The sequence below is a fragment of the Pedobacter caeni genome (genome assembly GCF_900129215.1).
In the GTDB taxonomy this organism is placed as follows: domain Bacteria; phylum Bacteroidota; class Bacteroidia; order Sphingobacteriales; family Sphingobacteriaceae; genus Pedobacter; species Pedobacter caeni.
Window position 1 is genome coordinate 1498308 of the sequence record NZ_FQUQ01000001.1, and the last position, 12889, is coordinate 1511196.

The 12889-nt window shown below is 43.0% G+C and carries 15 protein-coding genes; 7 read left to right on the top strand and 8 right to left on the bottom strand.

The genetic code is table 11. The annotated features are described in order from the left end of the window. Nucleotides 1-151: 151 nt before the first annotated feature. From BUC20_RS06455 to BUC20_RS06470, 4 genes are all read right to left on the bottom strand, one after another. Complete coding sequence (locus tag BUC20_RS06455; protein ID WP_073228841.1) at nucleotides 152-1891, bottom strand: thiamine pyrophosphate-dependent enzyme; 1740 nt, start codon at nucleotides 1889-1891, stop codon at nucleotides 152-154. A 107-nt stretch (nucleotides 1892-1998) separates the two neighbouring features. Further along, a complete protein-coding gene (locus tag BUC20_RS06460) occupies nucleotides 1999-2547 on the bottom strand; it encodes a lysozyme inhibitor LprI family protein (RefSeq protein ID WP_084528592.1) in 549 nt (182 codons plus the stop codon). Nucleotides 2548-2570: 23 nt separating this feature from the next. Beyond that, nucleotides 2571-3224: a YceH family protein gene (locus BUC20_RS06465; RefSeq protein ID WP_073228846.1), complete on the bottom strand. Its 654-nt coding sequence runs from the start codon at nucleotides 3222-3224 to the stop codon at nucleotides 2571-2573. Between the two features lie 2 nt (nucleotides 3225-3226). After that, nucleotides 3227-3703: an Lrp/AsnC family transcriptional regulator gene (locus BUC20_RS06470; RefSeq protein ID WP_073228848.1), complete on the bottom strand. Its 477-nt coding sequence runs from the start codon at nucleotides 3701-3703 to the stop codon at nucleotides 3227-3229. Nucleotides 3704-3858: 155 nt separating this feature from the next. Between BUC20_RS06470 and BUC20_RS06475 the strand changes: the two genes are divergently transcribed. Then, nucleotides 3859-5001: a histidine decarboxylase gene (locus BUC20_RS06475; RefSeq protein WP_073228851.1), complete on the top strand. Its 1143-nt coding sequence runs from the start codon at nucleotides 3859-3861 to the stop codon at nucleotides 4999-5001. Nucleotides 5002-5059: 58 nt separating this feature from the next. Here BUC20_RS06475 and mgrA read toward each other — a convergent pair whose 3' ends face one another. The 3 genes from mgrA to def all read right to left on the bottom strand — a co-directional run bounded on the left by mgrA (nucleotide 5060) and on the right by def (nucleotide 7119). Then, nucleotides 5060-6052 carry an L-glyceraldehyde 3-phosphate reductase gene (gene mgrA / locus BUC20_RS06480; RefSeq protein ID WP_073228852.1) on the bottom strand — a complete coding sequence of 331 codons (993 nt, stop codon included), beginning with the start codon at nucleotides 6050-6052 and terminating at the stop codon, nucleotides 5060-5062. Nucleotides 6053-6131: 79 nt separating this feature from the next. Continuing rightward, nucleotides 6132-6311 carry a histone H1 gene (locus tag BUC20_RS06485; RefSeq protein WP_073228855.1) on the bottom strand — a complete coding sequence of 60 codons (180 nt, stop codon included), beginning with the start codon at nucleotides 6309-6311 and terminating at the stop codon, nucleotides 6132-6134. A gap of 151 nt (nucleotides 6312-6462) precedes the next feature. Beyond that, nucleotides 6463-7119 carry a peptide deformylase gene (gene def, locus BUC20_RS06490; protein WP_084528594.1) on the bottom strand — a complete coding sequence of 219 codons (657 nt, stop codon included), beginning with the start codon at nucleotides 7117-7119 and terminating at the stop codon, nucleotides 6463-6465. Nucleotides 7120-7563: 444 nt separating this feature from the next. Between def and BUC20_RS06495 the strand changes: the two genes are divergently transcribed. From BUC20_RS06495 to BUC20_RS06505, 3 genes are all read left to right on the top strand, one after another. Further along, a complete protein-coding gene (locus BUC20_RS06495) occupies nucleotides 7564-7944 on the top strand; it encodes a GreA/GreB family elongation factor (protein WP_073228857.1) in 381 nt (126 codons plus the stop codon). Between the two features lie 134 nt (nucleotides 7945-8078). Beyond that, nucleotides 8079-8543 (top strand): type II RES/Xre toxin-antitoxin system antitoxin, encoded by a 465-nt coding sequence (gene parS, locus BUC20_RS06500; RefSeq protein WP_084528596.1) that lies wholly within the window; start codon nucleotides 8079-8081, stop codon nucleotides 8541-8543. Between the two features lies 1 nt (nucleotide 8544). After that, nucleotides 8545-8994: an RES family NAD+ phosphorylase gene (locus BUC20_RS06505; RefSeq protein WP_073228860.1), complete on the top strand. Its 450-nt coding sequence runs from the start codon at nucleotides 8545-8547 to the stop codon at nucleotides 8992-8994. Nucleotides 8995-9017: 23 nt separating this feature from the next. Here the strand turns inward: BUC20_RS06505 and BUC20_RS06510 are convergent, their stop codons facing one another. Further along, a complete protein-coding gene (locus tag BUC20_RS06510; protein WP_073228862.1) occupies nucleotides 9018-9785 on the bottom strand; it encodes a queuosine precursor transporter in 768 nt (255 codons plus the stop codon). A 67-nt stretch (nucleotides 9786-9852) separates the two neighbouring features. Between BUC20_RS06510 and BUC20_RS06515 the strand changes: the two genes are divergently transcribed. The 3 genes from BUC20_RS06515 to BUC20_RS06525 are packed head-to-tail and all read left to right on the top strand — an operon-like array spanning nucleotide 9853 to nucleotide 12887. Then, nucleotides 9853-10998, top strand: coding sequence for a methionine aminotransferase (locus BUC20_RS06515; protein WP_073228864.1), 1146 nt, complete (start codon nucleotides 9853-9855; stop codon nucleotides 10996-10998). Between the two features lie 24 nt (nucleotides 10999-11022). Further along, nucleotides 11023-11826, top strand: coding sequence for a nitrilase family protein (locus BUC20_RS06520; RefSeq protein ID WP_200800892.1), 804 nt, complete (start codon nucleotides 11023-11025; stop codon nucleotides 11824-11826). A 26-nt stretch (nucleotides 11827-11852) separates the two neighbouring features. Further along, complete coding sequence (locus BUC20_RS06525) at nucleotides 11853-12887, top strand: glycosylasparaginase (RefSeq protein ID WP_073228867.1); 1035 nt, start codon at nucleotides 11853-11855, stop codon at nucleotides 12885-12887. Nucleotides 12888-12889 lie beyond the last annotated feature (2 nt).

The window sequence follows — 12889 nt, forward strand, 5'->3', positions numbered from 1 at the left end:
TTCCTGTTGTTGATCCTATAGCATACTATAAAATCCTACGGGATATCATACAAATCTGCAGAGATACTTTATAAATCTGCTTGGATACTATATCAAATAATAAGGCCGGGAAGATGCGCTTCCCGGCCTTATTATTGATATCAAGATATCTTTAATCAATGATACTTTTGAGGTGTTTGTAATTGGATTTCACCGTATCCAGCACTTCATCAAACTTCCCTCCTAACATGAGCTTAGTCATGGAAAGCGCCATTCCTTTCATCATTTTAAATTCTATTTTTGGTGGCATCGCCAGGGCATTGGGATCCGTCATGACATTGACCAATACTGGGCCATTGTGTAAAAATGCTTCTTTTAACAACAACTCCAGATGATCAGGATCACTGATGGTAATGCCTTTAATCCCCATCGCCTCTGCAACCAATGCAAAGTCCGGGTTTACCATATCCGTTTCCGCATCAGGTAATCCTGCCACTTCCATTTCGAGTTTCACCATGCCCAAAGAGCGGTTGTTAAATACAACCAGCTTAATTGGCAGGTTGTATTGTTTAATCGTTGCCAGATCTCCCAGTAACATAGAGATCCCTCCATCCCCACAAAGCGCAACCACCTGCCTGTCCGGGCTGGAAAGTGCGGCACCTATGGCATGAGGCATGGCATTCGCCATTGAACCATGATTAAAGGAGCCCAGCATAGACCGCTTACCTGTCGCATGAATATACCTGGAACCCCAGACGCAACACATTCCGGTATCTACGGTAAAGATGGCATCATCAGTTGCCAGTTTATTGATTTCAAAAGCAACTGCCTCCGGATGGATGGCGTCGGCTTTGCCTTTATCTTCTACATAGGTATGGAGGTGTTCTTTTACTTTTTCATAAACTTTCAGTTGTGCATTCAGAAAACTATCATCTTCATTGGCATCCAGCAACGGAATCAATGCCGCTAAACTGGTTTTGATATCGCCATGTAAACCCATTTCCAGCTTTGCACGTCTGCCCAGGCGCTCTGGTTTGGTATCAATCTGAACCAATACCTTATCCTGCGGAATAAAAGGAACATAAGGAAAATCTGTACCTAACAAAATCACCAGGTCACTTTCGTGCATGCTATGATAGGCTGAAGGTAAACCCAGCAAACCCGTCATTCCCACTTCATAAGGGTTATCATATTGAATGCTCATTTTGCCCCGGAAGGAATAACCAACAGGTGCTTTCAGCATGGCTGCAAGTTTAACCACCTCATCATGTGCTTCTGCAGCACCAACACCGCAAAATATCGCAATCTTTTTATGGCTGTTGATGAGTTTTGATAAGGCCAGCAATTCCTCATCTGCCGGACGGATGACTGCTTTGGAAAAATACGTCCTGTCTGCCGACATGTTCTCCACCGCTTCCATACTGCTTACATCTCCGGGCAAGCCCAATACAGAGACCCCTTTATGATGAAAAGCATGTTGCAATGCTGCCTGTGCCATTCTTGGCAACTGAGCTGGTGTGGTTGCGATCTGGTTATAATGACTGCAATCGTCAAAAAGCTTGGTGGTATTCGTTTCCTGGAAATAACCGGAACCAAATTCTGCGGTAGCACAAGTGGAGGCAATGGCCAGCACCGCAGCGCCTGCACGATGTGCATCATAAAGGCCATTGATCAGATGGACATGCCCCGGCCCGCTGCTACCTGCACAACAAGCCAAACCATGAAGCTCTGCTTCCGCTGCCGCGGCATAAGCACCTGCTTCTTCATGCCTGACGTGTATCCACTGGATATCAGGACTTCGCCTTACGGCATCATTTAATTCATTCAGACTATCGCCTGTTACGGCATAAATACGCTTAATACCTGATTGAATCAGCATATCGACCAATTGCTCTGCAACTTTCTTTGACATATCTCAATTTTTAATGTTTTAAATAAAATCGCAGATCTCAGAAAATAAGATGGATGTTATCGTAAATACAACACCCATCCACAGGCTATGGTTTTAGCTAAAAGCGTTTATATCCGGCTCAGGTAGTCCCGGAGTTCCAAAACACGTTTTTTAGTGAGCTCAAGATAGGCAGAAGCATAGATGATCCTTTGCATGGTTCCGCCACCTGAATATTTATCCTCGGTCAGGAGTCCGTTCATTTTCCTTTCTGAATCTCTGTATTTTAACCAGTTTTTCTGTACTTCTACCAGCAAGGGTTTATCTTTAGCCTCCAGGGTTTTGAGCAGCTGCTGATAATACTTGTTCAGCAAAAGATCATATTCCTTTTCTGCATCATAGCTGGCCTCTACCATTCCAGCAGTAGAATAGTCAATGGCAAGGCGCTGCTTCATGAATTGCTCAATCTTGGTCGTATCTGTTTTAAACTCCAGAAAATCTTTAGACTCATAGTCGTCCTTCTCAGGTTTTGCAATCCATTTTTTCAGCTGCTCATCTGCTGCTTTATGGATTTTCAGCTTCATCCGGGCCAGGTCCTGCTCATTGATTTGTTTTGGCAACTGGGCCATTCCTGTACTGAACGAGAACAGGCCCACGGCCAATAGTAAAGGTAATTTCATTTGTATTTTTCTTAGGATAAGTATTAACCCATCAGTTCTTTCATCAGCTTATCAAAAGCTTCTTTCATTTCTGCCAGTTCCTGTTCAACTTTTGCCAGGCGGCTTTCAATTTCGCTTGCGGGTCTGCTGTAATGTTCCTCTGTCTGTTCCTCCTGACTAAGATCTGGGGTTCCGGCAAGTAAATGCGTATACCTCATCTCCTTTTGTCCGGCTTTCCGCGGCAATTGCAAAATATAAGGCTGTTCTGCATCTGAAAGGCGCTCCAAGACCGATTGCACTTCTTCCAAAGACTCAAATTCGTATAAGCGTCCGGAATTGGTATTCAATTCACCAGGAGTCTGAGGGCCTCTGAGTATCAGCAAACAAAGAATCGCCACCTCTTGCGGGGTAACAGGAAAGACAATGGCAAAATTATGTTTGTATTTGATGCTACGGCTTGATCCACCGGTAGCAGTAGAGATCAGTCCTTTTCTTTTGAGTACATCCAGGGTCAATACAACGGTCTGTTCATCGTACTGAACAACAGGTTTGCGGGAAGTTTTTTGATTACAGGCCGCAGTAATCCCATTGATGGTCATTGGGTAATACTCCGGTGTCGTTTTAGATTTCTCCATCAATACGCCAAGAACACGAAGCTCTTCTGCGTTTAATACGGGCAAAGTTTGTGTAGATTCCATGCCTAAAGATAAAAATTAAGGTGGAATGCCGTTTCTCTTTTGATTTCTTTTAAGACAAAACTACTGCTCAGCGTGGAAATATTTGATAAGGACGACAAATGGGTGACCACAAAGGTGTGGTAGTCGTCCACATCATCCACCACAATCTTCAGCAGATAATCCTGTCCGCCGGCAATACACAATACTTCCAGCACCTCTTTAAACTGCGTAACCGATTCCTCAAAGTTTTTCAGGGTTTCAATAGATTGCTCTTTGAGCGTTACGGTACACAAGACCAATAAGTGTTTCCCTAGTTTTTCCCGGTTCACCAGGGCCACATATTTCTCAATATATCCTTCCGACTTGAGCCTTTTGATGCGTTCGTGGGTGGGCGAAACACTCAAACCAATCTGCTCTGCGATGTCTTTAGTACTCAATGAAGCATCTTTTTGCAGGATATTCAGAATCCGGGTGTCCAGTTTATCTAATTTATAAATCATTGCATTTTGCTGAAATGGGATTCAGCAGGATACAAATATGGCGCTTTTTACTGTCTGATCAGGACAATTCAGGATATTTTATTGAATATCAATTAATCAAAGGAAAATATATGGTGCTTATCTAATTTTGAAGAATTAAATACCAGCACATCACCATGAAAACACAATTAAACTCCAGCGATAACGAGCGTTTAAGTACGTATATGAAGTTAGCCGAGGAACGTTCAAAATATTTTATCGGCTATCCGATCGCCCAGGATTTCGATTATTCGGAGCTCTACCCTCTTTTAAAATTACCCTTAAATAATGTTGGGGATCCATGGGTGGAATCTACCTACGACCTCAATTCCCGTTCCCTCGAGCTGGAAGTACTGGAATTCTTTGCTGACCTCTTCAATGCCCCTGAAAAAAACTGGTGGGGATATGTAACCAACGGAGGTTCTGAAGGAAATTTATATGGGCTTTATGTAGCCAGGGAATTGTATCCTAACGGAATTGTGTATTACTCAGAAGCCACACATTATAGTGTTCAAAAGAACATTCAGCTGCTCAATCTGCGAAGCATCGTCATCAGAACACAGAAAAACGGAGAAATGGACTATGATGACCTGAACGAAATGGTTCAGATGCACCGTGATCAACCCGTAATCATTCTGGCAAATATCGGCACGACCATGATGGAAGCAAAAGACGATTTGCAGCAAATCCAGGCTATCCTCCGCAGACAGGCCATTAAAAACCATTATATCCATTGTGATGCCGCGCTTGCAGGCACCTACAGCGCCTTGCTGGATTTGAAACCTGGTTTTGATTTTCAGCATGGCACAGACAGTATGGCCATCAGTGGTCATAAATTTATCGGTTCTCCGATTCCCTGCGGATTGGTGCTGGTTAAAAAGAACTATAAAGACAGAATTGGCAAGGCCATTCCTTATATCGGTACAGTAGATACCACCATTACCGGAAGCAGAAATGGACATAGTCCTGTTTTCATGTGGTATGCATTGAAGAAATTAGGAAGAGAAGGATTGAAACAAAGGGCTTTGGAATGCCTCGAAATTGCGGCTTATACCGTAAAAAGCATGAATGACATTGGTATTCCGGCATGGACAAACCCTTCGGCATTAACGGTTGTATTTCCTGCACCATCCCTCGCATTGAGACAAAAATGGCAGATTGCAACAGAAGATGGCAATAGCCACGTCATCTGTATGCCTGGAGTCAGCAAAGCACAGATTGACCACTTTGTAGAAGATCTGAAAGCAGAAATGGCTCTTGCAACAGCGGTTGCGGTATAAAAACCCGGAGAAGGCAAGGGATTTATTCTTTGCCTTTTTTTATGCTGGTTATATCGGATTAAGCGGATAGGATCTGATCGATCTTTTGAAGTTCATCCGCACTGAAAACTATATTATTCAGGCACTTAAGTGAATCAGCCAGTTGTTCAGGTTTGCTTGCGCCTACCAATACAGAAGTGACCCGTTCGTCCCTCAGAATCCATGAAAGCGCCATGTGCGCCAACTTCTGGCCACGTCCTTCAGCAATTTTATTCAGTTCATTGAGTTGTTTGATCCGTTCCGGGGTGATCTGGTCCTGTTGTAATGCGCCATGAGATTTTGCAGCCCTGGAATCCGATGGAATGTCTTTCAGGTACTTGTCGGTCAGCATTCCCTGTGCCAATGGTGAGAAAGGAATACAACCCACTCCTTCATTGCCCAGCAAATCCAGTAACCCGCCTTCAATCCAGCGTTCATACATAGAATATTTAGGCTGATGGATTAAACACGGTGTTCCCAGGTCTTTAAGGATCTGAATGGCTTTTGCCGCTTCTTCCGCTTTATAATTGGAAATCCCTACATACAATGCTTTACCCTGGCGTACAATCAGGTCCAGTGCAGCCATGGTTTCTTCAAGTGGTGTTTCCGGATCCGGGCGATGGTGATAGAAGATGTCTACATAATCCAGTCCCATGCGCTTTAAGCTTTGGTCCAGGCTCGAAACAAGGTATTTCTTCGAACCCCAGTCTCCATAAGGTCCATCCCACATGGTATATCCCGCTTTAGAAGAAATGATCAGCTCATCTCTGTATCCTTCGAAATCTCTTTTCAGTAACCTTCCGAAGTTTTCTTCTGCAGATCCCGGAGGAGGTCCGTAGTTGTTGGCAAGATCGAAATGGGTAATCCCATTGTCAAAAGCAAGCTTTAAAATATTGCTGCAATTCTCCAGCTGATCTACATGTCCGAAATTATGCCATAAACCGAGCGAAATTGCCGGTAGTTTTAATCCGCTTTTGCCGCATCTGCGGTATTGCATTTGAGAATATCTGTTTGGAGCTGCTGTATAAGACATCGCTGGAAGGGGAAATGGGGAGGGTAATAAGCATCATTAGCCGTCCGTAAACGGCTAATGATGTTCGAATAATTCGATATTATTTATCGCTGTTCTTTTTCTCTGTAACTTCAGTACGGATTTCTTGTGCAAGAACTTTTAAATCCTGCATAGCTTTACGTACTCTTGTTCCTGCTGCACTGTTTCCTGCATTATAAAACTTCTCTGCATCAGCCTCAACAGAAGCTAGTAATTCTTTAACTTTTGAAAATTTTTCCATGTTTTGATTATTTAATTTATAGCCAAATATATATTATTTTGGAAATAAACGTACATAACTTGGCTTCTATTGCACTTTTTATGCGAAATCTTTGCTTTTTTCTTGTTTTTGAGCCTCATTCCGGCTTCGCTGAGGCCCCTTCAGGAGCGTTTCAGGGCCGCGCATAGAACTTCTCTACCATGAAATCCAGCCTTCCCGCAAGGGAATTATAGACCTTTCTTTCCTGCTCTTTCAGGCGTTCTGTGAACAATATTCCATTCAGGTGATCCGTTTCATGCTGAAAGATCACCGCAGTAAATCCTTCAATAATTTCTTCCTTTGAGCTGCCCGACTGGTCGTCGTATTTCAACTTTATGGCATGATGACGGACCACATCACCGATCACATCAGGGATAGACAAACACCCTTCTCTTCCTTTACGCAGCAGCTCCGATCTCCAGCTGATCTTTGGGTTCAGGTACAGCTCGAAAGGCTCCCCTTCCTTATCATACCGCTTTACCCAGATGATGTTGCGGTTGATGCCTACCTGTGGCCCGGCAATCCCTATTCCAGGTCTGGTTACATCCCGCATGGCGAGGTACATCCGTTGTGCCAGAACTTTGATTAAAGGATCTTTCGGGTCAATATCAGCAGAGGCCGTAGTCAGCACTTTCAGTTCCGGTGCTTCCGTAATCTGAGTGACCCTTAACATGGTTGCCGTATCACCGGAAAGGATAATTGATTTCTCCTTAGCCGTAAAACCCTGTGCAAAGCCAGCGTCTGGGTTAAAAACCAGGAGGCCTAATAACGCGATGAGGAATGTTTTCATATAATACCGATAGTCTGACTAAGGTAATGATTTAAAATAAAACGTCTTTTACTTTGAATTTGCCAAAAAGCTACCGAGATTAGCAAAAATGAAACAAAAAAGTGGTCTATATAAAGCAACGTTAATGACTTATAATAAAAGTCAGTTGCAGGTGTATGCCCTTTTCAAAAGGTTTTTCAGGGAGAACTATCCCTTTGGCTTTACTTATCAGATCACGAGTAAAGACTTTATTAATTAAGCCCCGAATCACTTCGTATTAACATCGGTTCAGGGGCCTTCTTCTTCTGGTCAATTTTGCTGTTTTATTTTTTTAAGCAATGGGTTCCTGCGGTTTCGCTGGCGCTCTGTTACACCCGATTGACCTTTTACGCGATAATTCTGTTGCGTTGCCCCTTATTTTATCATAAGCAATTAACTTATTTTTTTATATCAAGACATGATCACATGGAAACAAAATCATTATCACTATCAAAAAGCGATTTAAAACTGCTAAAAGAACATTTAGATAAATCCAATATGAGTCCTTATAATAAGGAAAAACTGAGACAGGAAATCAAAGAAGCGACCATTTACGCGGATCAGGACCTTCCTGGCGATGTCGTGTGTCTGAAATCTGAGGCCAGAATCGCCAATACGAAGACCGGAAAAGAATTTACCTTCAGGATTGTGACGCCCGAAGAAGCCAATATCAAGCTGCAGAAAGTATCTGTTTTTGCGCCGATCAGCATTGCGTTGTTTGGATACAGAACCGGCGACATCATCAACTGGGAGATGCCCGATGGCATCCAGGAGTTTAAAATACTGGAAGTAAAGAAGATTTCCTAGCCCTCCTTCCCTCTTCAAAGCCGCATTCCATGCCCTTCAAATGCCGGGATTGTCAGGAATGCGTCTTTGTTTGGAAAATATTCTAAAAACCACAGAAAATATTCCTACATTTGAAATAGCAAAAAAGAAGTATTATGGCAAACACTCCAAAACCCTATAAAACTAAAGCTAAAGTATCTGTAGTTGCCGAGGCTGCACTAATCGCACCTTATCAATCCCTATACACCAATTCGATCAGCGTACTGACCAGCTCTAAAAACGGCTTATCAGCAAAGGCAGCATTGGATTTCCTGAGCCTTTCCGGTTTTACCCGCGAAGAATTTCAGGACACCTTTAAAACAAATGTAAAAACCATCGAGAATTACGTTTCCAATGCTTCAAAGCTGGATGCCGCTTTAAGTGAAAAGCTATTGAAATCCTTCTCACTCTTTGAAAAAGGGATAGAAATTTTTGGAACAGCCAAAGCCTTTCATTTATGGTTGAATACCCCTTCTTATGGCCTGGGAAACCAGATTCCTTTTGATCTGATGGATACCATTACCGGGATTTCACTGATCGAAGAAGAACTCATCCGGATAGAATATGGTGATTTAGCCTAATATGCAGGTATTTCGTATCGCCCTCGCAAAATATGCAGGCGCTCTGGTCGCCTCAGGAAGAGCTGCACGCTGGAATCCGAATGAAGTGGATGTTATTTATGCTGCAGGTTCACGTTCTCTGGCCTGTCTTGAGAATGTAGTGCACAGAAATCAGATCGGACTCAACAACGCTTTCCAGGTGATGACCATTGAGATCCCTGATGACATCACAGTACTGACCATTGAACTGAAAAAACTACCTTCAGATTGGGTGGAGTTTGAAAACATGCCCCTCACTCAGGAAATGGGTGAAAGCTGGATCCTGGAAGGAAAATCTGCCGTATTAAAAGTCCCCTCTTCCATCATTCCTGCAGAATACAATTACCTGATCAACCCGAAACACCCCGACTTTAAATTGATTAAACTGCTGAAATCAGAGTCCTTCGTCTTTGACAAAAGAATCAAATTATAATTTGATGACCTGCATAATTTGATTTACCTACCGGCCATTTTGATCATGCGCTGCGCCAGGTCTTTCCCCAGGTAACCATCGATGATGCCGTGGACAAGGTATAATATAGGTGTCATCAGAATCGCAACGACGAACTTGTAGGTATAGTTCACCAGGCCAATCGCAGCGACCATTTGCCAGCTCCAGTTGTACTGAGGATTGAGGTAAAAAGCGATAAAGATCACCACAAAACTATCAATACACTGGGAAACTACCGTGGAACCCGTTGCCCTTAACCAAAGTGCCTTATCACCTGTCACCTTCTTGATCTTATGAAAAATGAGCACATCGGCAATCTGCCCCACCAGGAAAGCGATGATAGAGCCTACTATGATCCACATCCCCTGTCCGAATATCCCCGCAAAAGCCGCATTCATATTGAGCTGATGCCCCTGAATGTTTTGGTTTACCCAAAAATCTGATGGCGTAAGCTTCATTGCTGCCCCCACAATGACAAAGGCATAAGAGATCAATACGGCCGTTAAAATCGAAAGGAACCTCACCTGCCGGACACCAAAATATTCATTGATGATGTCTGTCATGATAAAGATCAGCGGCCAGGTCAATACGCCTGCCGACATGTTAAAAGAAAGGTTGGGCACCCCCAATAAATTAATGTCAAATTGTTTGATACCGAGTGTTCCTTCGACTGTAAATATCTTTACACCGATAAATTCTGAAAGAATGGCATTGGCCACGAAAAAAGAGCCTAAAACGAGCAGCAACCTGCTTTCTTTTGTTTTAAAAGTCATAGCAGGATGAAATTATTAAATAAATCTGATATAAGGGGATAAATATTATTTCTATTTTCGTTGCCACATGATATCTACACAATCAAAATTACCTGGAACAGGCACGAACATTTTTTCGGTCATGTCCAAATTAGCTGAAGAACACAAAGCAATTAATCTTTCTCAGGGATTTCCTGATTACGAATGCGATCCAAAACTAATTGAATATGTAGCGGATGCAATGAAACAGGGATTCAATCAATATGCCCCGATGACCGGCCTTCCGGTCCTGAGGGAATTGATTTCTGAAAAGATGAACAGTCTTTATGGAGCAGAATACCATCCCGAGACGGAGGTTACCATTACCGCCGGAGGTACACAAGGCATTTTTACAGCTTTGAACGCCTATATCAATGCAGGTGATGAAGTCATCATCTTTGAGCCTGCGTACGACTGCTATGCCCCAACGATTAAAATGCTTGGCGGCCTGGTGAAGCCTTATCAGCTTGCCCCTCCCAACTACGAAATTGATTGGGAGATGGTGAAGAAGTTGTTCTCTGCCAATACCAAAATGATCATATTAAACAGCCCGCAAAACCCAACAGGTTGTGTTTTGTCCGAAAAAGACATTAAGGCCTTGATCAAACTGACCAAAAATACCGACATCATGATTTTGAGTGATGAGGTTTATGAACACATTATTTTTGACGGGAAAAAGCACCAGAGCGTAGCCTTATATCCTGAGCTTCGGGAAAGGAGCTTTATTGTCGCCTCTTTTGGCAAGTTACTACACACTACCGGCTGGAAATTAGGCTATTGCCTTGCCCCTGAACCCTTGATGAAAGAGTTCAGAAAAGTACACCAGTTCAATGTATTTAGTGTGAACACCCCGATGCAGGTAGGCATAGCAAAATACCTGAAAGATCCACAGACCTATCTGGGATTATCGGCTTTCTTCCAGCAAAAACGCGATTTGTTCCGTTCCCTGATGGCCGAAACCAAGTTTAAATTATTACCTTGCAATGGTTCTTATTTCCAATGCGTTAGCTATGAGCACCTCAGCGATGAAAAAGATGTCGCTATGGCCGAAAGGTTAATTAAGGAGTATGGCGTAGCCTCTATCCCGGTTTCTGCCTTCTATATCCGGAATACGGACCACCATGTTTTACGTTTTTGTTTTGCTAAAAAGCAAGAAACCTTGGAAAAAGCCGTTGAAAGATTAGTTAAATTATAATTTACAGTCCCTTAAATTAGAATAATGGAAAATCCAGATTACCTGAATATTAAAAACCTGAAGATCACTATTTTTCAGGCCTACCTATTTTGGGAAAATATTGATAAGAATCTTCAAAACTTATCCCTGAGGTTATCGTCGGGTGTTAAAGAAAAAACAGACCTGATTATTCTTCCTGAAATGTTCAATACAGGTTTCAGCATGAATGCAGAAGCTCTTGCTGAAGAAATGGGTGGAAAAACCATGCAATGGATGAACGAAATTGCACAGAAATATGAGTGTGTGGTTACCGGAAGCCTGATCATCAAAGAAAACGGAAATTACTATAACCGCCTGGTCTGGATGCTTCCTGACGGCGGATACAGTCATTACGACAAAAGGCACCTCTTTGGTTTAGGTGAGGAAGACAAAACCTACACCCCTGGAAATGAAAACGTTATTGTAGAATTGAAAGGCTGGAAAATCCGCCTTGCCATCTGCTACGACCTTCGTTTTCCAGTCTGGTTGCGTAATAAGAATGAAGAATATGACATCCTCTTGTTTGTGGCCAGCTGGCCGGACAAACGTGCCATACACTGGAATGCGTTGATTCCAGCGCGCGCAATTGAGAATCAAAGTTATGTGATTGCGGCCAACCGCGTAGGTCATGATGGAAAAGAGGTGTACCATAGCGGCCACTCTCAATGTATAGACCCTATGGGTAAAACCGTATACTATAAACCTGAAGATGAAGATTTATATACCTTCAGCATCGGTTATGAAGAACTTGTAAAAACCCGTCAGGCTTTTCCTTTCTTAAAGGATGCCGACAATTTTAATATCATTTAACCAAACAAAGATTACTAAACCAAACCATGTTTAACCGTAGAAAATTCATAAAAGCATCTGCGCTTTCCGCTTCGTTATTGGCCATTGACAGAACAAGTGCAGCAGCAATGATCCCTGCCCCTTCTTCCCATGAACCCGTAAAACCAATCGTGATCTCTACCTGGGATTTCGGTATTGCAGCCAATCAGGCCGCATGGAAAGTACTCTCTACCGGAGGCAGGGCCTTAGATGCAGTGGAGAAAGGTGTTCATGTTCCGGAGGCGGACCCTAAAAATCAGTCTGTAGGATATGGTGGATTGCCGGATAGAGATGGACATGTGACCCTGGATGCCTGTATCATGGATGATTTAGGTAATTGTGGTGCAGTAGCTGGTTTAGAACATATTATGCACCCGATATCTGTCGCCAGACTGGTAATGGAAAAAACACCGCACGTGATGCTTGTAGGTGATGGTGCGCTTCAGTTTGCACTGGAGAACGGCTTTAAAAAAGAAAACCTGCTCACCAAAGAAAGTGAAAAAGCATGGAAAGAATGGCTTAAAACGGCCAAGTATGCGCCGGTAATGAACATTGAGAACAAGCTTTATGATAAAGCAGCTCCTACTAAATTACCAGGAAATCAATACAACCATGATACCATTGGAATGCTGGCTATTGATGCCAAAGGAAACATTTCAGGTGCCTGTACCACCAGCGGAATGGCTTATAAGCTTCATGGACGTGTGGGTGACAGCCCGATTATTGGTGCCGGTTTATATGTAGACAATGAAGTTGGCGGTGCCACTTCAACCGGAGTTGGAGAAGAAGTGATCCGTAATGTGGGTAGCTTCCTTGTTGTAGAACTCATGCGACAAGGATATGCTCCTGAAGATGCCTGCAAAGAAGCGGTAATGAGGATCATCAAGAAAAAACCGGAAATTGCAAAAGGCATTCAGGTGGGTTTCCTGGCCTTGAATAAAAAAGGAGAATACGGTGCTTATGCCATTCAAAAAGGCTTCAGCTATGCGGTATGTACCAGTCAGAAGGACGATTTACTGATCCCGGGAAAAAGCTATTATTAATT

Coding starts and splice junctions, on each gene's coding strand:
- BUC20_RS06520 (WP_200800892.1), top strand. CDS start 11,023: ATGGAAAATCCAGATTACCTGAATATTAAAAACCTGAAGATCACTATT.
- BUC20_RS06475 (WP_073228851.1), top strand. CDS start 3,859: ATGAAAACACAATTAAACTCCAGCGATAACGAGCGTTTAAGTACGTAT.
- BUC20_RS06465 (WP_073228846.1), bottom strand. CDS start 3,224: ATGGAATCTACACAAACTTTGCCCGTATTAAACGCAGAAGAGCTTCGT.
- mgrA (WP_073228852.1), bottom strand. CDS start 6,052: ATGTCTTATACAGCAGCTCCAAACAGATATTCTCAAATGCAATACCGC.
- BUC20_RS06495 (WP_073228857.1), top strand. CDS start 7,564: ATGGAAACAAAATCATTATCACTATCAAAAAGCGATTTAAAACTGCTA.
- BUC20_RS06525 (WP_073228867.1), top strand. CDS start 11,853: ATGTTTAACCGTAGAAAATTCATAAAAGCATCTGCGCTTTCCGCTTCG.
- BUC20_RS06460 (WP_084528592.1), bottom strand. CDS start 2,547: ATGAAATTACCTTTACTATTGGCCGTGGGCCTGTTCTCGTTCAGTACA.
- BUC20_RS06510 (WP_073228862.1), bottom strand. CDS start 9,785: ATGACTTTTAAAACAAAAGAAAGCAGGTTGCTGCTCGTTTTAGGCTCT.
- BUC20_RS06515 (WP_073228864.1), top strand. CDS start 9,853: ATGATATCTACACAATCAAAATTACCTGGAACAGGCACGAACATTTTT.
- BUC20_RS06455 (WP_073228841.1), bottom strand. CDS start 1,891: ATGTCAAAGAAAGTTGCAGAGCAATTGGTCGATATGCTGATTCAATCA.
- parS (WP_084528596.1), top strand. CDS start 8,079: ATGGCAAACACTCCAAAACCCTATAAAACTAAAGCTAAAGTATCTGTA.
- def (WP_084528594.1), bottom strand. CDS start 7,119: ATGAAAACATTCCTCATCGCGTTATTAGGCCTCCTGGTTTTTAACCCA.
- BUC20_RS06505 (WP_073228860.1), top strand. CDS start 8,545: ATGCAGGTATTTCGTATCGCCCTCGCAAAATATGCAGGCGCTCTGGTC.
- BUC20_RS06470 (WP_073228848.1), bottom strand. CDS start 3,703: ATGATTTATAAATTAGATAAACTGGACACCCGGATTCTGAATATCCTG.
- BUC20_RS06485 (WP_073228855.1), bottom strand. CDS start 6,311: ATGGAAAAATTTTCAAAAGTTAAAGAATTACTAGCTTCTGTTGAGGCT.